Origin of the sequence: Affinundibacterium nitidum (assembly GCF_014284155.1) — a bacterium.
Taxonomy (GTDB): Bacteria; Pseudomonadota; Gammaproteobacteria; order Burkholderiales; family Burkholderiaceae_D; genus Undibacterium; species Undibacterium nitidum.
The window spans coordinates 112,466-135,568 of the sequence record NZ_JACOFZ010000005.1; the positions used below are offsets into that span (position 1 = coordinate 112,466).

The following is a 23,103-nucleotide window of genomic DNA, read 5'->3' on the forward strand; positions in this document are numbered from 1 at the left end:
CCTTGTTTAATCGAATAAGGCGTCGACAAATTCTTGGGCATTGAACGCTTGTAAATCTTCGATCTGTTCGCCAACGCCAATGAAATAAACAGGAATAGGACGAGTCTTTGCGATCGCAGCGAGCACGCCACCTTTTGCCGTGCCATCAAGTTTGGTAATAACGAGACCGGTGAGTTGCAGAGCGTCGTCAAATGCTTTGACTTGAGCTAAAGCGTTCTGACCTGTGTTGCCATCGATGACGAGTAAGACTTCGTGAGGTGCGTCGTCCATACTCTTACCAATCACGCGTTTTATCTTTTTCAGCTCTTCCATCAAATGTAATTGCGTTGGCAAGCGGCCTGCAGTGTCTACCATGACGACATTCGTGCCACGCGCTTTGGCAGAAGCCACAGCGTCAAATGCAACTGCTGCAGGGTCGCCCGATTCTTGGGCAATGACGGTAATGTTATTGCGTTCACCCCACACCATTAACTGTTCACGCGCAGCAGCACGGAAGGTATCACCAGCCGCGAGCACAACGGACTGTTGATGGACTTGCATATGCTTGGCGAGCTTCCCGATGGTAGTAGTTTTACCTGCGCCATTGACACCAGAAATCATCATCACCAATGGTTGATGGCGGCCGAGTTCGAGTGACTTCTGCAAGGGTAACAGCAGTTCCAGTAAGAGCGCTTTAAGCGCCGTTTTCACTTGCTCAGCTTCGGTCAATTTTTCTTCTTTGACTTTGCGTTTAAGCTGCTCAAGCAAGTGCATCGTGGCTTCGACACCAGCATCAGACATGAGCAATGCACTCTCGAGTTCATCATATAAATCGTCGTCAATGCGCGCACCGATAAACAGAGTGGTGAGGTTGGACGAAGTCTTCGCCAGGCCCTTCTTTAGACGTGAAAACCATGAGCTTTTTTCGACGCTAGCTTCAGTAGCTGGCACTGTGCTGATGGCTTCCGATGCCACTATTGGCGAAACATCTTGAGCGGGGCTGGTCGGAGTTGCGCTTACAACTGGGGCAACTGGCTCTGCGGGCTTCTTTTTGAAAAAACTAAACATCGACAATCAACGATACAAAAATGGGTAAACGGTTGGCGGTTAAGGAACGATTAAAATGGAATCATCGCACGTCATGAAAAACCGCTAGAATGCTGCCATTCTAACAGAGCAGGCCAGTGAATTTTCGTCATCTGCCCAATGCATCCATGAAACCGCACCATAAAAAGCCACATTCCCAAGCCAGTCACCAAGTTCGTATTATCGGTGGCCAATGGAAACGCACACCTTTAAGCGTGATTACCGCAGAAGGCTTACGTCCAACGCCTGATAGGGTGCGTGAAACGGTATTTAACTGGATTAATCATTTGTTTGATAGTGAGTGGCAAAGTCGTCGCTGCCTTGATTTATTTGCTGGAAGCGGAGCCTTGGGTTTTGAGGCCGCTAGCCGGGGTGCATCAGAAGTGCTGTTGGTCGAGGCTTTTACGCCTGCTTTCCGTCAAATAGAAGAAGTTAAGGCTAAATTGAAGGCGAGTAGCGTACAAATTCAACGTGGGGATGCATTGCTGGTTGCTGCAAATTTAACCAAAAACAAAAAGAAATTCGATCTCATTTTCTTGGATCCGCCATTTAACCAAGGATTCTTAGAAAAGATCTTGCCAATTTGCATCGATTTGTTGAGCGAAAATGGGATAGTCTATGTCGAAGCGGAACAGGCTCTTCCTTTCGTATTAGAAGGGCAGGCGACGGATGTGATACCAGCTTGGTGTCAGGGCTGGGAGTTGCTTAGAAAAGACAAAGCAGGCAATGTCCACTTTCAAATATTGCAACGCAACAAAGAAGTCGGAAATCTCGACGAAAATCTGGGATAATCGCGGGTTCTAATAAGATAGAGTCATCAATTCATTGGGATTCGGATGATTCTCAAACGGGGAGTAAACATGGTCACTGCAGTATATCCAGGTACGTTTGATCCATTGACGCGCGGCCATGAAGATTTGGTGCGACGTGCTTCAGGCTTGTTTGATACGCTGATCGTTGGTGTTGCCGATAGCAAAAACAAAAAGCCATTCTTTTCATTGGAAGAGCGCCTGAGTATTGCGAACGAAGTATTGGGACATTATCCAAATGTCCGTGTCGAAAGCTTTTCTGGTTTGTTGAAGGATTTCGTACGTAAGAATGATGCGCGAGTGATTGTGCGTGGTTTGCGTGCGGTGTCCGATTTCGAATATGAATTTCAGATGGCAGGCATGAATCGCTATTTGTTGCCAGACGTAGAAACCATGTTTTTGACACCGTCTGATCAATACCAATTCATCTCTGGCACGATTGTGCGCGAGATCGCCCAATTTGGTGGCGATGTTTCCAAATTCGTTTTCCCTTCAGTTGATGCTTGGTTGAAGAAGAAAATTGCAGAACAAAATAAGTAGTGAAAAGTAGATTATGGCGTTATTAATTACCGACGATTGCATCAATTGTGATGTATGTGAACCAGAGTGCCCTAATGAAGCCATCTTCATGGGCCCTGAGATTTACGAGATCAATCCAAATAAATGTACGGAATGTGTCGGACATTATGACGAGCCGCAATGTCAGCAAGTCTGCCCTGTAAGCTGCATTCCATTTAACCCTGCATGGCGCGAAACGAAAGAGCAGTTGATGGAAAAGTATTTGCGTCTACAGACAGAAGCAAAGAAGTAAAACACTTAATCTTCGGGCGAATCAATCACACGATTGCGCCCTTGCTCTTTGGCTTCGTAGAGAGCTTCATCTGCGCGTTGTAAGAGCGCCTTCGCAGCTTCTTCAATTTCCCCAGAGTTGTGATCATCCGATAGGGTAGCGATACCGATGGAAAGCGTGACGTCGCACAGACCTGTCATGGTCAATAAGAATGCTTGGTTGGCGATACTTTTGCGTATCCGTTCCGCGACATATTTAGCGTCTTCGTGATTGGTGTTAACCAGCAAAACAACAAACTCCTCACCGCCAAATCGCCCTAAGGTGTCGCTTAAACGTAATTCAGCTTTGATTCGTTTAGCCGTCTCTTTGAGCACTTCATCACCACCTGGGTGGCCGTGAATGTCATTAATTTTCTTGAAGTAATCAATGTCCAAATACATGCATGAAATGCCGTAGTGCTGTCGTCTTGCTCGTCCAATTTCTTCAAGCATGCGTTGTTCGACGTAACGGCGGTTGCTGACGTTGGTCAGTGCATCGGTCAGTCCAATCTGGGTCAGCCGTTCACTGTTAATGACATTCTCAAGACAGATTGCAATGATGGAGCCGAGGCGCTCGATAAAATCGGTTCCCATATCGATGGCAAAGCGATCAGGATGGTCGCTACCTAGGTTTAGGCAACCAAGCAATTTGCTTTGGCGTATCAATGGAATGATAGCGACGCTATTCGGTTGGTCAGGGTAAGGTTCAAACCAGCGTTGGTGCTCTTTGCTTTCATATGGGCCTACCAAAGGTTTACGTAGCGGTCGACTGCCATGACGCAGCTCGGTCTCGCTCTCGGAAAAAAGCAGATAAGGGAATTCATCGTTATCAATTTTGAGGTCCGCTAGCATTTCCTTCAAATTGTGCTGGGAATTGAGTAAGCACAGGGTAACTTGATCGAGTTCGCAGATCTCAGCAAGGGTAATGAAAATATGGCGGATCAATTCGCGAAAACTTTGCGATCCAATGAGTTGCAAGTCGAGTGTTTGATGGCGTTGCAGAATTTCCTGATTTTGGCGTGCCTCAGCGATAAGGTCGTTGAGCTGCGCGCGCACCAATTGCAACTCATTTTCGACAGGGTTGCTGCGGGTACCTACTGGACCAGTCTGTGTTGTATGTAGTTTATCCATACTCTCTTTCATTGGATGAAATAGTGTGTTCCAAGCACCACTGAACAGCAACCGAAGACTTGAGTCATTAGGAGGGTGGTAGGGTGTCTAGTGGAAAGTCCAAAAAGTATCCTTTGTGATAATGCCATAACTGTATCATTTGGTGGTCACTTCCAACAAAATCTCGTTGTAAGCAAGTATGTGAGACGCTTGAAAAGGTAGTTTGCTGCTTTCTGATTCGGGCGATACAATCGCAAACATGAAAAAAAGTCATTTATTTGCGACGGTTTGTACTTGTCTGACAAGTATTGCTTTGCTGGCGGTGTTTGCCACTGAGGCGTGGTCTCAGGCGAGCCCAGTTAAGGCGACCAAAAGCGGTGTGCAGTCGGTGCAAGTGAGCGGGATGCGCGATCAAGATTGGAAGCCATATCGCACACTTCTGCGTGGTTTAGACGCTTATGAAGCCAATCGCTTTCTTGCACCGGAAACGGTATTTAAGTTTGTGCTTCGACCACAAAGTCTTGACGTCGACCTCAAGCAAATTCAGCTGAAAGTAGTAGGGGAGACGGTTGTGCTGCCCGTCGCCTTAGATTCGGATGGATCATTTGCTTTACCGAGAAACCAAATGGCTTTTGATGAGGATGCGGAGCTCGTTCTCAATCAACGTCAGCGCTCGATACGCTGGAATTTGCTCGCGATTCGCACCCGTGGACTGCCCGATCATCATCGCCGTATTGGCGATTTGCGGTTGACATGCGAAGTTTTCGCGGCAATGGAAGATTGGGAAAAATTGAAACGACAGTTGGGATTGCGCGGCGTGAACTCTAGTAATGCCTGCATTTCCCCACGCTTGCATTGGACCTTTTTTGAAGCGCGTACTTTGAAGTCTGCGCGCTTGGTCAATGATCAACGAAGTGAAAATTTAAGACTTACCTCTGATGGTAAAGGCTTTATTGTTTATTTGTTTGATCAATCATGGAGCGATCACTCATTGATCCATCTTGAATTCGCAGATGGAGACGAATTGCTTGATCGGCCCGAATAAAAAAACCCCGTTTTAAGACGGGGATTTCGGCTAATGTTTCGTTACTGATTGATCGTTAGACGTTAAACAAGAAGTTCAACACATCGCCATCTTTCACCACGTATTCTTTACCCTCGGCACGCATTTTTCCCGCTTCTTTGGCACCAGCTTCACCCTTGTGAGCGATGTAGTCTTCGAAAGCAATTGTTTGTGCACGAATAAAGCCGCGCTCAAAATCTGTATGGATCACGCCAGCCGCTTGTGGTGCTGTGTCACCGATATGAATCGTCCAAGCACGTACTTCTTTAACACCCGCGGTGAAGTATGTTTGTAAGCCCAAAAGCTTAAATGCAGCGCGAATCAACCGATCAAGACCTGGCTCTTCCATGCCCATATCTGCCAAGAAGGCAGATTTATCTTCATCTTCGAGGTCGGCGATTTCTGATTCGATCGCTGCACAGATCGCGACGATAGGAGCATTCTGTTTCGCCGCAAATTCCGTCAATTGATCGAGCAAAGGATTGTTGGTGAAGCCACTATCGGAAACGTTGGCGACATACATCGCTGGTTTCGCTGTAATCAAACACATCGGTTTGATCAAAGCCATTTCTTCTTTGTCTAAGCCCATGGCGCGAATTGGCGTCGCGTCATTCAAGCCTGGCATAATTTTCTCAAGTAAAGTGACGAGCTTCATCGCATCTTTATCGCCTGAACGCGCTTTCTTGTTTTCGCGATGGATTGCTTTTTCGACGGAACCCATATCGGCCAAGCACAATTCGGTTTGGATTACTTCGATGTCATCGAGTGGGCTCACTTTGCCAGCCACGTGAATGACGTTGTCATCTTCGAAGCAACGCACTACATTGACGATCGCATCAGTTTCACGGATGTGTGCCAAAAATTGATTACCTAAGCCCTCACCCTTGGAAGCACCTGCAACCAAACCTGCAATGTCGACGAACTCAACAATCGCATTCTGAATGCGCTCAGGTTTGACGATTTCAGATAACTGTTTCAAACGTGGGTCTGGGACCTCGACGACGCCGACGTTCGGTTCAATCGTACAGAACGGATAGTTTTCTGCAGGGATGCCAGCCTTAGTTAAGGCGTTGAACAGAGTTGATTTGCCGACGTTAGGGAGGCCGACGATGCCGCATTGAAGACTCATGATGTGCTTTGCTTTAAAAGTGTTGAGCAAGCCGCAAAGGAGTCGACTTGCTCAAACGGAAATATTTGGGGAATTAATCCGCTATTTTACACTATGTGTATTTCAGCCAAAAACTAAACCTCAGATGGCTATGCGTTCTGCGATTTGAAATGATAGGCAATACGCGTACTAGAAAGGCGCTGAAGGAAGATGCATAGGAAAAATGCCGCTACGGTTAAGCCAAGGACTAAACCTATCCAAAATCCGCTGGCTTCCATCGGTTTCTCGGGATGCCAAGGCATCCATTCGGGCGCAAGACCGAGAGCGCAGCCGACAGGCAAAGCGACACCGTAGAACGCAAGAATATGGATCATCATCGGCACTCTGGTCACTTTGTAGCCACGCAGAGCGCAAGAGAGTGTGACCTGTGCTGCATCTGATAATTGAAAAATGGCGGCAAGCAAGAGCAGGCTAGCGGCGACTTCTTGTACGGCAGGGTCAGAGGTGTAGGCGGCAGCCACTTGGTAGCGCAGCAGGGTCATGAAGGTTGCAGAGAAGACAGCAATGACCAGTGATACACCAACGCCCACCCACGATACAAAGCGGGCGTGGACAACGTCGCCTTCGCCCAAGGTTTGACTGACTCGCGTGGTCAAGGCAATACCTAGACTCATCGGTACCATGAAAATCAATGAGGAGAAATTGAGTGCGATTTGATTGGCCGAAATGGCGACTACACCAAATCGAGCAACCAAGAGGCCTACCGCGCAAAATGCCGAGACTTCAGCAAAATAAGTCACACCGATTGGCAAACCTATTTTGAGCATGGAGCGGATTTCGCTCCATTTTGGCCCTTCGCGGTGAGTGAACGGAAAGGTTTGTTGGTACACCGGTGCGTGATGTGTCCACCACAGCATCGAACCTAACATCAACCACATTCCTATACCTGTCGCCCAGGCGCATCCCGTCGAGCCGAGTTGCGGCAAACCGAATTTGCCATAGATAAACAACCAGTTCACGATGATGTTAAACAGTAAGCCAATGATCGCAATCACCATCACCGGCTTGGTTTGGTTGAGACTGGTCGTGTAACTATATAGCGCGCGATACATCGCGAACGCTGGCATCCCTATGCTGATGACATGAACAAATTCACTCGCCTTCGCTTGGACGACAGGTTCGAGCTGTAGATAGTTGAAAACGAAAGTGGAAAGGTTTAACAAGAGGCAGGCAATGAGACCCACTCCGAAAGCCATCCACATCGATTGGCGCATGATGTGGGGAATTTTATCGAATGCAGATGCACCGACTTCATGCGCAACGACCGCATTAATAGCAATCATAATGCCCATGACAGTGACCAAAATAATCGACCACAAAGACGCACCCAATGCAACAGCGGCTAGATCTTGCGAGCTTAAATGGCCAGTCATCGCGACGTCCGCAACTGACATGCCAACTGTGGCAAGTTGGCCTATCAATACGGGCCAGGCAATGTGCCACAACTTGGCAACTTCATTCAGGATTTTGGTCTTCATTGGTGTACGGCATTTTCTATTTTTACTGCGAGGCATCTTACCTGAACTACTGTTGAAGGTGGTTGTTAACTCGTGACGATTGATGTTGAAAATACTTGACTTGGCTTAATTTTGGTTCTGATATCATAAGCGCCAGCCTGAAGCGTGCAAGTAAGGCGATCAACATCTGCTGAAGCATTTCTCGCAAAAAATAATTGGAAATAATATGAATGAAGTGAAATATCAAAGCCGTCAATGGTTGAAGTTGCTATGGGTGTTTTTGCCGGTGCTAACTTTAGGAATGGTGTTGTTCGATATGCGAGGACAAGATCTCGCTTTATTGCCGAGAGCAATCGCCGTGTTGATGGTCGTGAACTTGCTCATTCTTTCGATGTTTGGCCATCTCCAAATTCGTTTAGATCGAGATCGTTTGCAGTGGCAATTTGGATTCTTGGGATGGCCGAAATGGGAACTGAAGGTAAATGACATACGCCACGTTGAAGTCTGTGAGACCCAATGGTTTGAAGGCAAAGGCATACGTTTTACGAGAGAGGGCATGCTGTATAACGCGGCTGGTCGCGGAGCGGTACGCATCACTAAGAGTGATGGCACACGCTTGCGCCTAGGTTCAGCGGAGCCGGAAATACTATGCCAACAAATAAAAGCAGCAATGGCTCAGCGTATTCTCTGACTGACACAGGCTTGCTTGGCTTTGGTAAGTTGTTGAAGTCAGTTTGAAGTGGTGCTTTACACAAAATTATCAAAAAGATCATTAAATGTAAAATTCTTTTCAAAATTTGTATGAAAAGCCCATTTTTGGATATCTTTTATGTAATAAAGCCGATTATTTATCGGTTTTGTTGCATATAGTTATTTAAGTTTTCCCTTGTTTCTTGTAACATCGCGCCCTGGTTTTGGAAGTATGTGGTAATACCACTTGCTTTCATCCCATTCCCGAGCATACGGGATTTAAACAAAACATAACTATGTTCCTTAGTTTATCCACATAGTACACAGGAAATCATATGAAACTTAAACAAATCACCCAGTCCCTGCTGGCAGTTGGTGTGGTGTCTTCGGCTTTCGTCGTAGCGCCAACACATGCACAGGAACAACAAAAAGTTCAACGCGTTGAGATTACAGGTTCCAGTATCAAACGTAGTGATTACGAAGCTGCTGGTTCTGTTCAAACTTTGACACGCGAAGATATCGAACGTTCAGGCGCAAATACAGCGTTGGGCGTTATTAACGACTCCGTTTCTGTTAATCAGGCGTCAAGCTCAGCGACAGCAAGTTCTGGTAGTTTCGCAACAGGTTCTTCCAGCGTAAGTATGCGTGGTTTGGGTAAAGTTTCGACATTGGTCTTGGTCAATGGTCGTCGCATCGCCCCTTATGGCCTGTCTGATAATGCACAAGAGAGCTTCACAAACTTAGACGCGATTGCAGCTGATGCGATTGAGCGTATCGAAATTTTGCGTGATGGCGCGTCCGCGATCTACGGTTCCGATGCGATTGCTGGTGTAATCAACATCATCTTGCGTAAAAACTACAAAGGCGCAGAAGTAAAAGTAGGCTATCGCCAAGCCGAGGATTTTCAAGACAACCGTAGCCGTAACGTCTCCGCGATCTATGGTTTCGGCGATGTGGAAAAAAATGGTTTCAACACCTATTTGACAATCGAAGGCTATAAGCGTGATGGTTATACAACTGGTGATTTGCAAAACAAATACCCAGAGTGGCACCGTCAAACACCAGGTCGCTCGACTTGGGATGCGAAAAGCACATTCTCCCCAACAGGTAACTACTTCCTGAGCAGTACGAATATTGTTGCTGCGCCAGGCTGCCCAACGGGAAGCATCGATCCAGTCGACAAACAATGTAAGTTTGACGTTTTGGGTTACGCTGGCCAAACAACAAATAACGAACGTTATGCTTTGGCGAGCAATACGAACTTCAAAATTGGCAAAGACATCAATGCGAATTTTGAATTGACTTACGCTAATGCCTACAACTCCTATATCGTTGCACCGTTCAGTAGCAATAACGGCGGTACGACAACAGCAACAAGTGTTTGGTATAACGTTTATGGCGGCAAAATGGTTGGTCCATTTAGCTATCCAAAACTGCCAGTTGGTCACCCAAATAATCCATACGCTGTGCCAGTCGAATACCGCGCGCGTTTGATGGATACAGGCAATGGCTTCAACTTCAACAAAACCAATTCTGAACAGTATCGTGCGATGTTGGCTTTGGATGGCACAATCGGTACATTCGATTGGAAATCTGCAGTTGGCTATATGGACTCCACAGCAGACAAAGCAACACGTGCTGTAAGCGCAAAAGGTTACACTGATGCGATCGTGAACAAAACTTACAAGTTCGGTCAACAAAATGATCGCGCTTTGTTAGAAACAATGTTCCCAGTGCGTACAACAAATGGTCAATCGACTATCGTGTTTGCTGATGCTGTCTTCACAGGTGAAGTAATGCAATTGCCAGCTGGCCCATTGTCAGTGGCGTTTGGTACAGATTTGCGTCGTGAATCTTATCAAATGAAGAGCTCTGATAACGTTTTGAACGGTGAGTTGGTTGGTATTTTCGGTTTGCAAGTAAAAGATACACGTAACCAAGCAGCGATCTTCGGCGAAGCGACTATTCCAGTCATCAAAAAAGTTGAAATGAGCGCGGCATTGCGTGCAGATAAATCTGACGGCTTTGATGCTCACGTTTCTCCAAAATTGGGCTTGAGCTATCGTCCAATGGACGGTTTGTTGTTCCGCGGTACAGCAGCCGGTGGTTTCCGTGCACCAAACATCGTTGAATCTGGTAATGGTTTGGGTCGTAGTTCTGTAGCGACAGGTGTTAACGATTTGCGTCGTTGCCCGATCGCGAATGAATTGAACGCTTTGGTTCAAAATGCACCAAATGCAACAACGACAGATAAGACTTTGGCGAATACTTATCGTGGTAATGATTGTGTAGCTGGCTTGCCAAGTTTCGTAGCATCTAATCCAAACTTGAAACCAGAAACTTCACGTTCTTACACCTTAGGCTTTGTGTTTGCACCAAACAAGCAATGGTCTTTCGCAATGGACTACTTCAACATCGAACGTAAAGATGAAATTGGTTCACGCTCTGTTATCGATATCTTGAAGGGTGAAGCAACATTGCCTGCGGGTCAATTGATTCGCGTGGATAACACAGTAACTGACAACGAATTCTTGGCGTTGGTGAAGAAATACGCTCCAAATACGACAATCAATTTCCAAAATATCGGCAAATTGGGCTTGGTGTATAACCCATACGTAAACACAAGTAAAACACGTGCTTCTGGTTTTGATTTCGATATCACGACAACACAGAAGATCGCGAATGTTGGTACTTTGAGTGTGAAGTTGGATGGTAACTACAACTGGAATTACCAACAATTCAGTCAAGCTGACAACAAGTGGGGTCCGAACCAAACTGGTACGTATGACTTCGGTGGACAAATGGAAATGAAACTGTCTGCTGGTTTGAAAACGGGTGTTTGGAACAACGCAGTGGTTGTTAGTTACAACAGCGGTTACAGCACAAACAGTATCGCTTTTCCAACATACTGCGTAACACAAAAAGTAGCAGCAGAAAATATGGCAACATGTGGCCGTGTTGATGCGTCTACCGTTGTTAACTACAGCTTGACATACTCTGGTATCAAAAATACTAAGATCAATATGTACGTTGGTAACCTGTTCGCTGCTGAAAATCCAATGGATTGGCGCGGTGGTTGGTCTCCAAACTTCCGTACATACTACTTGAACGCTTCATACAAGTTCTAATGTAGGGATTGGGGTGTTTGAACGGGCTTCGCCCGTTCAACAAAAAAGCCAGACAATTTTTTGTCTGGCTTTTTTATTTGTCGCAGCAAAAATCTCTGCCCTTAATTTTTTAGATTACTTGGCAGTGTGCAACTGCGTCATCGCTTCAGCAAATTGACCTTGTACTAGTTTCGGGATCACTTCTAAGCCGCGAGCAATTGATTCATCGATTAGCGGTTGTTCTTCTTTGCGCGGACGATGTAGAACGAAATCAGCCACGCCTTGTTGCAGATTGAGCGTACGCGGATGACCAATACCGATGCGCATGCGCCAATAGTCTTGCGTGCCCAATGCGGCGGTGATGTCCTTCAAGCCATTGTGCCCACCGCTAGATCCACCTTTTTTGAGTTTGGCTAAACCTGGAGCAATATCTAACTCATCGTGCACCACCAAAACTTGCTCGGGTGTGATCTTGTAAAAGCGACAGATTGCTCCAACCGATTGTCCAGAGCGATTCATGAAGGTTTGCGGTTGCAGTAGCCAAACTTCTTCGCCCGCAATGCGGGTTTTGGCGACGAGCGCATTAAAGTTTTTATCGCGTTGTAGACCCATGGTCGCTAACTGATCGACCAGCCAGAAGCCAGCGTTGTGGCGGGTTTGCTCATATTCAGCCCCAGGATTGCCGAGGCCAACGATTAATCGGATGCTCATACTATTTTTATGTTGGAGGCTTGCGAGGCAGCATTCATTGCAATTGAACGAATGCCGCTTCGCAAGCGTGTGCTCTATGTTTTCGTATTACTTTTTCTTCAGCAAAGGCAGCAGGTAGTGACCAGTCACGCTCGCTTCATTGGCCGCCACTTGTTCCGGTGTACCGCTCGCAATAATTCTACCGCCGCCGGCGCCGCCTTCAGGGCCCATATCGACTATCCAGTCGGCTGTTTTGATGACGTCCAGATTATGTTCGATGATGACAACAGTATTGCCTTGATCACGCAAACGATGAATCACTTTCAGTAGTAAGGCGATATCGTGGAAATGCAAGCCCGTGGTCGGTTCGTCGAGAATGTACAAGGTACGACCAGTGTCGCGTTTTGATAATTCCAAAGATAATTTCACCCGTTGCGCTTCGCCACCTGACAATGTGGTCGCGCTCTGGCCAAGTCGAATATAGCCGAGACCCACGTCGAGCAGGGTTTGCAATTTACGCGCGATCAATGGAACAGGTTTGAAGAATTCGTGCGCATCTTCCACCGTCATTTCCAAAATTTCGTGGATGTTCTTGCCCTTGTATTGGACTTCCAAAGTTTCGCGGTTGTAGCGTTTACCATGGCATACATCGCAAGGTACATACACGTCTGGCAAGAAGTGCATTTCGACCTTGATGACGCCATCGCCTTGACAAGCCTCACAACGTCCACCTTTGACGTTAAACGAGAAACGACCTGCGCTATAGCCACGTTCTTTGGCCACCGGTACTGTCGCGAACAAATCGCGAATCGGTGTGAACAAGCCTGTGTAAGTAGCTGGGTTGGAGCGTGGTGTGCGGCCAATCGGCGCTTGGTCGACTGAGATTACTTTGTCGAAATGCTCTAAGCCGCTAATGCTTTCAAATGCGGCAGGCTCGGTTTGTGAACCATACAAGTGGCGTGCTGCGGCCAGATACAAAGTGTCATTCACGAGAGTTGATTTTCCCGAACCTGAAACGCCTGAAACGCAAGTCAACAAACCGACTGGCAATTTCAAAGTCACTTTTTTCAAGTTATTGCCAGATGCACCCGCAATCACAAACTGTTTGTCAGGATTAAACGGTGTACGTGTTTTTGGTACAGCAATTTCTAAAGCGCCAGACAAGTACTGGGCCGTCAACGAGCGCTTACTTTGCATGATGTCATCGAGCGTGCCTTGTGCGATGACTTCGCCACCATGCACACCAGCACCCAAACCCATGTCGACGATAAAGTCGGCACAGCGGATCGCATCTTCATCATGTTCAACCACTAAGACGCTGTTACCGATATCGCGCAAATGTTTCAGTGTGCCAATGAGTCGATCGTTGTCGCGTTGATGCAAGCCGATCGACGGTTCGTCGAGCACATACATGACGCCAGTCAAACCAGAACCAATTTGGGAAGCCAAACGAATACGTTGCGCTTCGCCGCCAGATAAAGTATCTGCGCTGCGATCGAGCGATAAATAATCGAGACCGACATTATTTAAGAAAGTAAGACGTGAGCTAATTTCTTTAATGATGCGGTCAGCGATATCGCGTTTTGCACCAGTCAGTTTGAGCTTGCCAAAAAAATCCATCCCTTCACGTAAAGGCATAGCACTGATTTCATAAATCGCGCGCTCTTGTTTGCCTGTGCCGACTTTGACAAAACGTGCTTCGACGCGCAGACGCGCACCGTGGCAAGATGGGCATTCCTTCTCGTTGATGAACTTTGCCAGCTCTTCCTTCACTGCCATCGAATCGGTTTCGCGATACCGGCGCTGTAAGTTGGTGACCACGCCTTCAAAGGTATGCTCCTTAATGACGGTGCGGCCTTTTTCATTGATATAGGTGAACGGAATCGATTGTTTGCCTGAACCGTACAAGACAACTTGCTGCGCACTTTCTGGCAATTGCTCAAATGGGACATCGAGATCGAAGTCGTAAAACGCTGCCAAGTTAGACAACATCTGGAAATAGAATTGATTACGACGATCCCAACCTTTAACTGCACCGCTGGCTAAAGACAAATTAGGAAAGGCGACGATACGTTTCGGATCGAAAAATTCGATATGACCTAGACCATCACATTCAGGGCAAGCGCCCATCGGATTGTTGAATGAGAATAAGCGTGGTTCCAATTCTTGCAAACTATAGCCGCAAGTAGGGCAGGCGAATTTGTTTGAAAATAGTTGTTCGTGATTGCTATCCATATCGACGATCAAGGCGCGACCTTCGGCAATACGTAAGCAAGTCTCAAACGATTCTGCTAAGCGTTGTTTGATTTCAGCTTTCACTTTGACGCGATCAACGACGACATCAATGCTGTGTTTCTCTGTTTTCTTCAGTTTCGGTAAATCGTCGACGTCGTAGATCTTGGCAGCGTGAGTGCCGCTTTGCACGCGGAAGCGCACAAAACCTTGCGCTTGCATTTGTTCGAATAAGTCAACGTGCTCACCTTTGCGATTCGACACCACAGGTGCCAAAATCATCAGTTTGGTGTCTTCAGGCATCGCCAACACCGCATCCACCATTTGCGACACTGATTGTGCAGCAAGCGGGTTTTCTGGATGATCTGGACAATACGGTGTGCCAACGCGGGCATAGAGCAAACGCAGATAGTCGTGAATCTCAGTGACGGTACCAACGGTGGAGCGCGGGTTATGTGAAGTCGCTTTTTGTTCGATCGAAATCGCTGGTGACAAACCTTCGATCAAGTCGACATCAGGTTTTTCCATCAGTTGTAAAAACTGGCGCGCGTAAGCGGATAGTGATTCAACATAACGACGTTGACCTTCAGCATACAAAGTATCAAAGGCTAAAGAAGATTTACCTGAGCCCGACAAGCCCGTAATCACCACCAATTGATTGCGTGGCAAATCAAGGTTGATATTCTTCAGGTTGTGGGTACGCGCTCCGCGTACGCGAATCGCATCCTTTTTGGGGATGGGGAAATCACTACCGTCAAATTCAATTTCAGCGGGTTTGGCTGATTTTGAAGTTTTCGATGTTTTGGCGCTTTTGCTAATGGTCATGAAACGATTCCTGCAAAGGTACAAATAAGCTGCAAACTAAGCATCGAAATCAGCAAGCCACTGTAAACGCTGGCTTTGGGCCTCGTTTCGCGCAGTTTGCGCGGCTGAGACTTGATTTCGATGGATCTAGGCGTTGATTATTAAGCGCTTTTGTAATTCAAAAGCGAGCAACCTGATACTATAACGGGTTTTCGAAATTTAGCGCGAGTACCGCTTTAATATTGTCCCGAGAATCGCGCCTCGAAACCGGGTAAACCCATGAATAATGCAATACCCGCAAGCACTATCGCTCCAGCTGTCAGAAAAGCCTTATGAATAACGCAACATCGATGAATACTTCACCCATTGCCGACGAGCTCGCAAGTGACAAGATGTCACGTAGCGAGATTCGCGCTGGCGTTTCTTTGGCGTCGATCTTTGCGCTGCGCATGTTGGGCTTGTTTTTGATGTTGCCGATCTTTGTCCTGCATGCCAAGACATTGCCCGATGGTGGTAGCGAAAGTTTGATTGGTTTGGCGTTTGGTATTTACGGCATCACACAAGCTTGTCTGCAAATCCCCTTCGGTATCGCCTCTGATAAATTCGGTCGTAAGCCTGTGATTGTCGCTGGTTTGCTCTTGTTTGTGCTCGGTGCTTTGGTCGCTGCATTTTCCCATACGGTAATGGACTTGTTGATTGGTCGTGCCATTCAAGGCGCTGGCGCGATCTCCGCTGCGGTCACCGCCTTGCTTGCTGATACCACGCGCGAAGAACATAGAACCAAAGCCATGGCCATGGTCGGCGGCTCGATCGGGATTAGCTTTGCGCTAGCGATGGTCATCGCTCCTGTGCTGTATCTCAATATCGGCATGAATGGTATTTTCTTCTTGATCGCGGCGATGGCGTTCGCTGCGATTGGCGTCGTGTGGTGGATCACGCCCAACGCACCTAAGCTCGATGCACCTAAAGTGCCTTTGATCGAGGTCTTGAAAAACCGTGAGCTAATGCGTTTGAACTTTGGTGTGTTTGTTCTGCACCTCAGTCAAGTTGCGATGTTTGTGGTGTTGCCATCAGCACTTGTGCAATCTGCCCACATTCCATTGAATCATCATTGGCAGGTGTATTTGCCGGTAATGTTCGGTTCTTTCTTGGTCATGTTGATATTGATTATGCGCGGTGAACGCGCGGGCAAAATGAAGCAAGTATTTGTATGGTCGATTGCTCTGTTGATGGCTGTGCAATTCGGCTTCTGGGGATGGCTCGATAGCACAGTTGGCATTATTGCTTTGCTGTTTGCTTTCTTTGTGGCATTTAATACATTGGAAGCAAGTCAGCCTTCTTTAGTCTCTCGTATTGCGCCGCCAGCCGCCAAGGGTGCGGCTTTGGGTGTCTACAACACCCTGCAAGCCTTGGGGCTTGCCACCGGTGGTGCACTCGGTGGGTGGATGAAACAACACACTGGTAGCACCTCGATCTTCATTTTCACTGCAGTTTTATCACTGATCTGGCTTATAATCGCAGTCCGCATGCCGCAAATCTTAAAACGTGGTGCAAAGCCAGCGTAATTGAGTGAGCTTCTATTTTTTAGAGGCAGGCGGGAAGTGTAAGACCTAAGCAAAATTGTCCTCCTGAATGGAAAGCATTTTTGACCAATTGAAACATGTGAGTTACGTTGATAAATTAATTTTGAGTGTAGGAGACATTGAAATGGCATCATTAAATAAAGTTCTGATTATCGGTAATCTAGGACGTGATCCAGAAACACGTTACATGCCAAGTGGCGACGCGATGACAACGATCGCTGTTGCAACCACAGAGACTTGGAAAGACAAACAAACCGGCGAGAAAAAAGAAGCGACCGAATGGCATCGCGTGACTTTCTTCGGCAAGTTGGCTGAGATTGCAGGCCAATACCTGAAAAAAGGTTCACAAGTGTATATCGAAGGTTCTTTGCGTACGCGTAAATACACGGACAAAGATGGCGTAGAAAAATACGCGACTGACATCCGTGCCGATGAAATGAAAATGCTTGGTAGCCGTCAAGGCATGGGTGGTGGCGGTGGTGCTCCGATGGATGATGAGAGCTACGGCGGCGGTGCACCAGCGCCACGTCAACAGCAAGCCTACAGCGCGCCGGTACAACAGCCGCGTCAAGCGCCAGCACAACGTCCAGCGCCGAATTTCTCAGACATGGATGACGACATTCCATTTTGATCCATTCGAGCTGTGTAATGAGAGAAACAGCACATTTGATGTGCTGTTTTTTTTCGTCTGTAACAAGCCGAAAAATCTGCACTATTCGTGAAAACTGAATTCTGTCATCATGACGCCTTGTTAGAAAAATATCTCTTTTTATGCGCCGCACTTTTCTTCAGCTGTTCCCCTCGCGTCCTTTGTTTCCTTTGTTATCTTCCTGTGTGATCTTAGTTCCCACACTAAGCCTGGCACAAGAACAAAATGTTTCGCAGCCAAACAAGACTGAAGCGCCGCAAGGGCAAACGGTAGAGGTCAAAGCTAGCTATGATCCGCGTCGAGATGACACGGCGAGTAAGTTCGTGGTACGTCGAGAGGAAATTATCAAGTTTGGTGATCACTCTTTGCTTGATGTATTGAGCCGTCAGCCGGGTATTACGACGGATGGGAAAACAATCAGTCTTAATGGTTTTGGTGGCTATACCAAAATTCTGGTTGATGGTTTGCCACCAGCGGCTGGACGTGGACTTAACGATATTGATCCGAATGAGGTAGAACGGATTGAAATTATGCGTGCCGCTGTGGCTGAGTTTAGTACCCAAGCGATCGGTGGTGTTATTAATATTATTCTCAAGCGGAAGACCTTAGAGGATTCGAATAAGCTCAGTTATCGTCTCTCGAAATTTCAACCATCAGATTCATCTCAAAATCTTTCGTGGAATTGGCAAACGAAAGGTGACGCATACTCATATTTGCAAGTTGTGACAGCACGTGCATATGATATGTATCTACATAGTCAGGCATCTGTCTTTAATGTTGATGCAAAAAATCGTGAAGTTGATCGGGTTGAGACTTCTGGGAAGGTATTGGCGTCAGTCAGAAGCGCGCTATTCATGCCTAGATTTGATTTTAAGAGCGATGACGGTGATACGATTTCAGTACGCCTGACCAAGATTCATGAAAATCAAACGATCAAGGGGCCTGAGTATTGGGCAGTCATTCGCGGCACTCCAAAAGTCGTGCCTCAAGTCGACGAAAAAAGTGATGTAAGGACGAGTGTTGACAGTAGAACCGTCGATTGGGGGCGTGAAATCAGCAAAGATTTCACCCTACAAAGTACATTCACCCAAAGTACACGGTCCAAGCGATATGCTCACCAAGATGTAGGCTGGCTAAGTAAAATATCCGCTCCCATAACGATGAATAGCTTAACGATTGATGCAACGAATTCATGGATATCCAACGGTTCGTTAACCAATGCTAGCGTTGATCGACACCTTATTAAGTTGGGTTGGGAAGTTGGTCAAGATAGGAATAGTTCTATTTTCACGAACGATGATAATAGTCAAAATTCAGCAAATGTTCGAACCAGAAATCAAGCGTGGTATGTTCAGGACGAATGGAAGCTGTCTTCCAATTGGTCACAATACCTTGGCATACGAACGGAAGCGTTTAATACGGAAGTCCTTGAAGTAGGAGAGGGAAAAGTAACCAATTCGTCGCAGACGACAAGCCCGATCGTGCAAAGTTTGTGGCGGCTGAACCCTGAAAACGGTGACCAAATCCGCTTCGCATATGCTCGCACATTCAAGAATCCTAGTGTTTCCGATTTATATAACCCAAGAGTGATACGGTTCAACAATAACGTCGCTTGGACTCAGTTTGTCGGTAATGCACAATTGCAGCCCGAGTTAGCGCATGGATTTGATCTGGTTTTTGAACACAGTGGTCAAAATCAGCTTAACTATTCTGCCAATCTTGATACGCGCAATATTGGTGGCCTTCTCAATTTACAACAATTTACTCAAGAAGGTACTTGGTTAGCCCGTCAGGTGAACGATGGTAGAGCCTTTAAACGGACATTGGGTTTGGAAGTCAGCTTTCCAACGAGCTTATTTGTTGAATCTCTGAGGCGCTTACAGTTCAAAGGTAGTGCCCAACAAACGCAGGCTAGTTATCAGTCATTTGTCGCGGATCCAACTTTGCGTTGGACCTGTCAAACCTACAGCATGAAATGGTCGCTCGATTATATTGGAAACGACAATCTCAAAATGGGTGCTAGCGATAATTTTCAATCAGCGTCAGATTGCCGTTCGAGCCCATTGGAATGGTTGAAGACAAGCGCCACTCATCAACTTGATACTTACGTCAATTGGAATATCGAGAAGAAGCTCAGTATTAGGTTCGCGGTAAAAAATTGGCTAGCGAAAAATTCTCAGTCCGAGAGCCGAGTCAAAACCGACACGGGGTATGCGATTAGTCGCATGTCCTTTCCTCGGTATCGCCAGATTTCTTTGCAGTTGGAGTGGAATTTGTAGTTGGAAAAGTCTCGAATGAATTCCAATCGAGAGCCGGTTTCTTAACCTAACTCGACGCGATTTCTTCCCGAATTTTTAGCGCGATACAAAGCGACATCAGCGCGTTCAAAGACATTTTCTGCTGAACGATCCTCTGCATGGATCTGTGTGATACCTATGCTTATAGTAATAGGAATTTCGTGCTCGCTATCGAGGAACGGCGTGATTGAGCTATTGGTGTAGCTCCGTTTTCTTTGTACGCACTATTTTCTAGTTTGTTGCGTTATCCTGCAGCTTGATGGTTAAGAATAACTCTAAAAAAATGAAGAATCCATTCACAATTCGAATGTTGAAATTTGGATCTGGAGAAAAATTTCCCGTTTTGAGTGATTCGAATAATTTTCAACCTAATTCTTATGAAAAATATGCTGGGGCAAAAATGTATTTAAATGAGTTTGTTATGTTTGGAGCAAATAGGTCCACTTGTTCATTGCGGGGTTTAAGACGATTTTTCATCATTGGCTTAAACATATTTTTGGGATTATGTTTGTTTGCAAACCTTGCTTCAGCAACTGAAACCGAGGTGCCACTGCGGAAACGACCGAAATTCGAACAGTTAAAAATTGCCGAGATGAAAGTCAATGAATTAATGGTTCAAAGCAAGACATCTCAAGATGAAAATCTTGCAAACATCCTATCAAGTAAGATGCAAAACCTCGGGGCAATTCAAACCTTTGTCGGCGATGCATTTAACGCGATGAAAACTTTTGATGATTGGGCCAAGCTAGTCGGTCAAGCTGAAGTGCTTCGAACTGGCGACTTGAAACGCCTAGATGAATCAGAAGCGAGTGATGCAATTGACGCAATAATTAAAGAAGCAAAATCAAGACAGATTGTCATTCTTAATGAAGCACATCACATACCGCTACATCGTGCATTTGCGATGCGACTCGCGAGAGAGCTGAGAAAAATTGGATATCAATACTTGGCCTGTGAAACGCTCGATGGAGCATTTGACGATGGGCGCCTAAATCAAAGTTCTGGTTATTACTCTCAAGAACCAATGTACGGGAATTTTCTTCGTGATGCGGCCAATGATGGTTGGAAAATCGTGGGTTATGAGCCTAAAAACAATTATAGTAACTTGTCATGGAAAGAAGTCTTGAAATTACGAGAGTCTGGCCAGGCGAAAAACATTATCGCGGCGACTTTAAGCCGAGATAGTCAAGCAAAAATATTTATTTATGTGGGTTATGCGCATGTTTTGAAATCTGGTAACAAGCCTTCTGAAGAAAAGTGGATGGCAGAATACTTACAAGAGCTGACACATTTAGATCCGCTAAGTATCGATCAAACGGTGTTTTATGCTCATACAACTGATGAAGTGGGTCATCCGCTGTATAACTTAGCGAGCAGAAAATATGGCAAGCGACAAGCCTTTGTTCTAAAGTCAAAAGAGCCTGGCTATCAAGTCTTCAGTTCCTTCAATGGCCGAACAGATATTCAGGTTATCCATCCTAGATATTCAATTGACCCTATGACAAATCGTTATGAATGGCTCTCAAGCCTTGCCCAGCTCGAGCCAGTTAATGTGCCACCAGAGCTATTGCCAAAGCAAGGACGAAGAGTTGTCTACGCATTTCGAACGTCCGAAAGTATTGATGCGATTCCAGTAGATGCTGTGGTGGTTGAATCAGGTAGGCCGACACCAACGTTCATGCTTCCACGAGGTGACTATCGATTTGTCGTGGAAGAATAGTTAGGTTTAACTTTGTGAGCTTGTATCCCTTCTTGGAGCCGCATTTATTTAGAAGCAGATTTCTTTATGCGTCATATTTAATTTCCACCAGAGCTTAGTGTTCCTCGTGCCAGTCGCTGGTTGGGATAAGCCATAATTTGGCAACTACTTTTAATTGGCCTCGTAGTTTGGGCCAACGTTGCATTTGCATTGGGTCTTGTAATCTTCATTTCCAGTGCAAACTATATAGAACGAATATGCATAAACAGCGGTTTGGTTCGAAGTAAGGGATTACTCAAAGTACTTTCAAAGTAAGAGATTTAATGAACCTCAATAGCAAATAAGAATTGATTTACAAGTAAACCGGAAGGTTCGCTGAAGCGAAAGTGAGTAAAGAAGTGTGATAGATCTCGATTGAACTCTAATTGATCGTCGTTTTTTAACCCAACTCGACGCGATTTCTTCCTGAATTTTTAGCGCGATACAAGGCGACATCAGCGCGTTCAAATACACTTTCTGCTGAACTATCTTCTACGTGAATTTGCGTGATACCGATGCTAATGGTAATTGGAATACTGCGCTCGCCATCGAGCAGTGGGGTGATTTCGATTTTCTTGCGTAGGCGTTCTGCAAATGTCTTCGCTGCTTGAATATCGGTGTCTGGCATTAAGATTGAAAACTCTTCGCCTCCAATGCGACCGATGCTATCGACGCGGCGCAGATCATTGCGCATCAGGCGGCTTATGTGTTGCAGCATGTGGTCGCCAACCGCATGGCCATAGATATCGTTGACACGTTTGAATAGATCGAGGTCGATCAATAATAAACTACATAGTGCTTGCGGTGAGCGCTGTATCCGCGCAATTTGGCGATTGAGATCATCGATGTAGTCGCGGCGTGAGGCTAAGCCTGTTAGGAAATCTGTGGTGGCCATCGTGCGCAATTCGTCTTCGCGCGCTTTGCTCTCAGAAATATCGCGGCTGATACCGAAAATGCCGGTGACCGTTTTTCCATCTTCCGCAAACATCGGCCATTTATTAGTACTAACCCAACCGACGCTGCCATCAGCGCGGAAATAGGGATTTACTTTGTTGAGCACGGCGACTCCATCGCGGAAGATCGGTACTTCCTCTTGTATATAAACCTGTGCGGTTTCTAAGGGAAAGATTTCATTGTCGTGCTTGCCGACCATATCGCGCCAGCTCTGATGTCCTGTGATTTCCGCTAAGGTTTGGCTGCAATAGCGAATGCGACTTTCTTTGTCTTTAATGTAAATGAAGTCAGAAGTCGATTCTAAGACTGTGATGAAGTCCTGATTCATTCTTTGCAAGTCAAGTTCAGCTTGTTTGCGATTACTAATATCTTCGATGGCAATGACAAGTGCAGGCTCATCGTAAAGTTCGATATGACTTAAATTAATACTGAACCACTGAGTGCCCCTTTCATCTTGGCATTCTTGGGTGATGGGCTCTTTCGTATGCATGACTTTAGAAGCCAAGCTAAGCAAGGAATTTTCCCCCATCGAGAAGCGATTGCTGATTTTCTTTAGCGATGCGCTATTGAGTGCTTCGATACCTGTAAGTTTGGAAAAGGTATGGTTGGCATATGCGATGAGAAAATCATGTGTGTCGATCTTGTCATTGATTTTTGGAGTGCAGTAAAGCACGCCATAACGCAAGTATTCGAGTAAGTTAAAACAGTTCGCGCATTTATTGAGACCATTCGCTTGCAGTGATGATGCTGCGTGAATCTGCACATGAGGTTTGTTGTCCATGGTTCTTTTTCATCGACCAGTTAGTTCTTTGTTTAGTGAAGTTTTCCCCTTTGTTTAGGATACGCTGCTGGAAATCTG

The 23,103-nt window shown here is 46.2% G+C and carries 17 protein-coding genes and 1 pseudogene; 10 read left to right on the top strand and 8 right to left on the bottom strand.

The features are described 5' to 3' along the window. Positions 1-6: 6 nt before the first annotated feature. The gene (ftsY, locus tag H8K36_RS13540) at positions 7-1,047 is read right to left on the bottom strand and encodes a signal recognition particle-docking protein FtsY (protein ID WP_186917028.1); all 1,041 of its coding nucleotides are present in this window, start codon (positions 1,045-1,047) and stop codon (positions 7-9) included. A 146-nt stretch (positions 1,048-1,193) separates the two neighbouring features. Between ftsY and rsmD the strand changes: the two genes are divergently transcribed. The 3 genes from rsmD (at position 1,194) to H8K36_RS13555 (ending at position 2,685) form a co-directional block, all read left to right on the top strand. Beyond that, complete coding sequence (gene rsmD / locus H8K36_RS13545) at positions 1,194-1,856, top strand: 16S rRNA (guanine(966)-N(2))-methyltransferase RsmD (RefSeq protein WP_186917157.1); 663 nt, start codon at positions 1,194-1,196, stop codon at positions 1,854-1,856. 69 nt (positions 1,857-1,925) lie between these two features. After that, on the top strand, positions 1,926-2,414 hold the full coding sequence (coaD, locus tag H8K36_RS13550; RefSeq protein WP_186917029.1) for a pantetheine-phosphate adenylyltransferase: 489 nt from the start codon (positions 1,926-1,928) through the stop codon (positions 2,412-2,414). Positions 2,415-2,427: 13 nt separating this feature from the next. Next, positions 2,428-2,685 (top strand): YfhL family 4Fe-4S dicluster ferredoxin, encoded by a 258-nt coding sequence (locus H8K36_RS13555; RefSeq protein ID WP_186917030.1) that lies wholly within the window; start codon positions 2,428-2,430, stop codon positions 2,683-2,685. Positions 2,686-2,690: 5 nt separating this feature from the next. On the opposite strand, the gene H8K36_RS13560 is transcribed toward H8K36_RS13555, so the two are convergent. After that, on the bottom strand, positions 2,691-3,833 hold the full coding sequence (locus H8K36_RS13560; RefSeq protein WP_186917031.1) for a GGDEF domain-containing protein: 1,143 nt from the start codon (positions 3,831-3,833) through the stop codon (positions 2,691-2,693). A 238-nt stretch (positions 3,834-4,071) separates the two neighbouring features. Between H8K36_RS13560 and H8K36_RS13565 the strand changes: the two genes are divergently transcribed. Beyond that, complete coding sequence (locus H8K36_RS13565) at positions 4,072-4,857, top strand: hypothetical protein (RefSeq protein WP_186917032.1); 786 nt, start codon at positions 4,072-4,074, stop codon at positions 4,855-4,857. 55 nt (positions 4,858-4,912) lie between these two features. Here H8K36_RS13565 and ychF read toward each other — a convergent pair whose 3' ends face one another. Further along, positions 4,913-6,004, bottom strand: coding sequence for a redox-regulated ATPase YchF (gene ychF, locus H8K36_RS13570; protein ID WP_186917033.1), 1,092 nt, complete (start codon positions 6,002-6,004; stop codon positions 4,913-4,915). Positions 6,005-6,132: 128 nt separating this feature from the next. Then, positions 6,133-7,521: an MATE family efflux transporter gene (locus tag H8K36_RS13575; RefSeq protein WP_186917034.1), complete on the bottom strand. Its 1,389-nt coding sequence runs from the start codon at positions 7,519-7,521 to the stop codon at positions 6,133-6,135. Positions 7,522-7,726: 205 nt separating this feature from the next. On the opposite strand from H8K36_RS13575, the gene H8K36_RS13580 reads away from it, so the two are divergent. Then, positions 7,727-8,191 carry a hypothetical protein gene (locus H8K36_RS13580; protein ID WP_186917035.1) on the top strand — a complete coding sequence of 155 codons (465 nt, stop codon included), beginning with the start codon at positions 7,727-7,729 and terminating at the stop codon, positions 8,189-8,191. 334 nt (positions 8,192-8,525) lie between these two features. Next, complete coding sequence (locus tag H8K36_RS13585) at positions 8,526-11,318, top strand: TonB-dependent receptor plug domain-containing protein (protein ID WP_186917036.1); 2,793 nt, start codon at positions 8,526-8,528, stop codon at positions 11,316-11,318. A 114-nt stretch (positions 11,319-11,432) separates the two neighbouring features. Here H8K36_RS13585 and pth read toward each other — a convergent pair whose 3' ends face one another. Continuing rightward, positions 11,433-12,008, bottom strand: coding sequence for an aminoacyl-tRNA hydrolase (gene pth, locus H8K36_RS13590; protein WP_186917037.1), 576 nt, complete (start codon positions 12,006-12,008; stop codon positions 11,433-11,435). Between the two features lie 87 nt (positions 12,009-12,095). Beyond that, positions 12,096-15,044, bottom strand: coding sequence for an excinuclease ABC subunit UvrA (gene uvrA, locus H8K36_RS13595; protein WP_186917038.1), 2,949 nt, complete (start codon positions 15,042-15,044; stop codon positions 12,096-12,098). Between the two features lie 311 nt (positions 15,045-15,355). Between uvrA and H8K36_RS13600 the strand changes: the two genes are divergently transcribed. The 3 genes from H8K36_RS13600 (at position 15,356) to H8K36_RS13610 (ending at position 19,534) form a co-directional block, all read left to right on the top strand. Continuing rightward, positions 15,356-16,588, top strand: coding sequence for an MFS transporter (locus H8K36_RS13600; RefSeq protein WP_230404634.1), 1,233 nt, complete (start codon positions 15,356-15,358; stop codon positions 16,586-16,588). 142 nt (positions 16,589-16,730) lie between these two features. Next, positions 16,731-17,237 carry a single-stranded DNA-binding protein gene (gene ssb / locus H8K36_RS13605; RefSeq protein WP_186917039.1) on the top strand — a complete coding sequence of 169 codons (507 nt, stop codon included), beginning with the start codon at positions 16,731-16,733 and terminating at the stop codon, positions 17,235-17,237. 140 nt (positions 17,238-17,377) lie between these two features. Further along, positions 17,378-19,534 carry a TonB-dependent receptor plug domain-containing protein gene (locus H8K36_RS13610; RefSeq protein WP_186917040.1) on the top strand — a complete coding sequence of 719 codons (2,157 nt, stop codon included), beginning with the start codon at positions 17,378-17,380 and terminating at the stop codon, positions 19,532-19,534. 41 nt (positions 19,535-19,575) lie between these two features. Here the strand turns inward: H8K36_RS13610 and H8K36_RS19725 are convergent. Then, positions 19,576-19,752: pseudogene (locus H8K36_RS19725) on the bottom strand (diguanylate cyclase); the annotation flags it as partial. Positions 19,753-19,811: 59 nt separating this feature from the next. Between H8K36_RS19725 and H8K36_RS13620 the strand changes: the two are divergent. After that, the gene (locus tag H8K36_RS13620; protein WP_186917041.1) at positions 19,812-21,272 is read left to right on the top strand and encodes a hypothetical protein; all 1,461 of its coding nucleotides are present in this window, start codon (positions 19,812-19,814) and stop codon (positions 21,270-21,272) included. Between the two features lie 418 nt (positions 21,273-21,690). Here the strand turns inward: H8K36_RS13620 and H8K36_RS13625 are convergent, their stop codons facing one another. After that, positions 21,691-23,025: a sensor domain-containing diguanylate cyclase gene (locus H8K36_RS13625; RefSeq protein WP_186917042.1), complete on the bottom strand. Its 1,335-nt coding sequence runs from the start codon at positions 23,023-23,025 to the stop codon at positions 21,691-21,693. Between the last annotated feature and the right edge of the window lie 78 nt (positions 23,026-23,103).

Excerpts from the sequence above, each read along its gene's own strand:
- ftsY (WP_186917028.1), bottom strand. The coding sequence starts at position 1,047 with ATGTTTAGTTTTTTCAAAAAGAAGCCCGCAGAGCCAGTTGCCCCAGTT.
- rsmD (WP_186917157.1), top strand. The coding sequence starts at position 1,194 with ATGAAACCGCACCATAAAAAGCCACATTCCCAAGCCAGTCACCAAGTT.
- coaD (WP_186917029.1), top strand. The coding sequence starts at position 1,926 with ATGGTCACTGCAGTATATCCAGGTACGTTTGATCCATTGACGCGCGGC.
- H8K36_RS13555 (WP_186917030.1), top strand. The coding sequence starts at position 2,428 with ATGGCGTTATTAATTACCGACGATTGCATCAATTGTGATGTATGTGAA.
- H8K36_RS13560 (WP_186917031.1), bottom strand. The coding sequence starts at position 3,833 with ATGGATAAACTACATACAACACAGACTGGTCCAGTAGGTACCCGCAGC.
- H8K36_RS13565 (WP_186917032.1), top strand. The coding sequence starts at position 4,072 with ATGAAAAAAAGTCATTTATTTGCGACGGTTTGTACTTGTCTGACAAGT.
- ychF (WP_186917033.1), bottom strand. The coding sequence starts at position 6,004 with ATGAGTCTTCAATGCGGCATCGTCGGCCTCCCTAACGTCGGCAAATCA.
- H8K36_RS13575 (WP_186917034.1), bottom strand. The coding sequence starts at position 7,521 with ATGAAGACCAAAATCCTGAATGAAGTTGCCAAGTTGTGGCACATTGCC.
- H8K36_RS13580 (WP_186917035.1), top strand. The coding sequence starts at position 7,727 with ATGAATGAAGTGAAATATCAAAGCCGTCAATGGTTGAAGTTGCTATGG.
- H8K36_RS13585 (WP_186917036.1), top strand. The coding sequence starts at position 8,526 with ATGAAACTTAAACAAATCACCCAGTCCCTGCTGGCAGTTGGTGTGGTG.
- pth (WP_186917037.1), bottom strand. The coding sequence starts at position 12,008 with ATGAGCATCCGATTAATCGTTGGCCTCGGCAATCCTGGGGCTGAATAT.
- uvrA (WP_186917038.1), bottom strand. The coding sequence starts at position 15,044 with ATGACCATTAGCAAAAGCGCCAAAACATCGAAAACTTCAAAATCAGCC.
- H8K36_RS13600 (WP_230404634.1), top strand. The coding sequence starts at position 15,356 with ATGAATAACGCAACATCGATGAATACTTCACCCATTGCCGACGAGCTC.
- ssb (WP_186917039.1), top strand. The coding sequence starts at position 16,731 with ATGGCATCATTAAATAAAGTTCTGATTATCGGTAATCTAGGACGTGAT.
- H8K36_RS13610 (WP_186917040.1), top strand. The coding sequence starts at position 17,378 with ATGCGCCGCACTTTTCTTCAGCTGTTCCCCTCGCGTCCTTTGTTTCCT.
- H8K36_RS13620 (WP_186917041.1), top strand. The coding sequence starts at position 19,812 with ATGGTTAAGAATAACTCTAAAAAAATGAAGAATCCATTCACAATTCGA.
- H8K36_RS13625 (WP_186917042.1), bottom strand. The coding sequence starts at position 23,025 with ATGGACAACAAACCTCATGTGCAGATTCACGCAGCATCATCACTGCAA.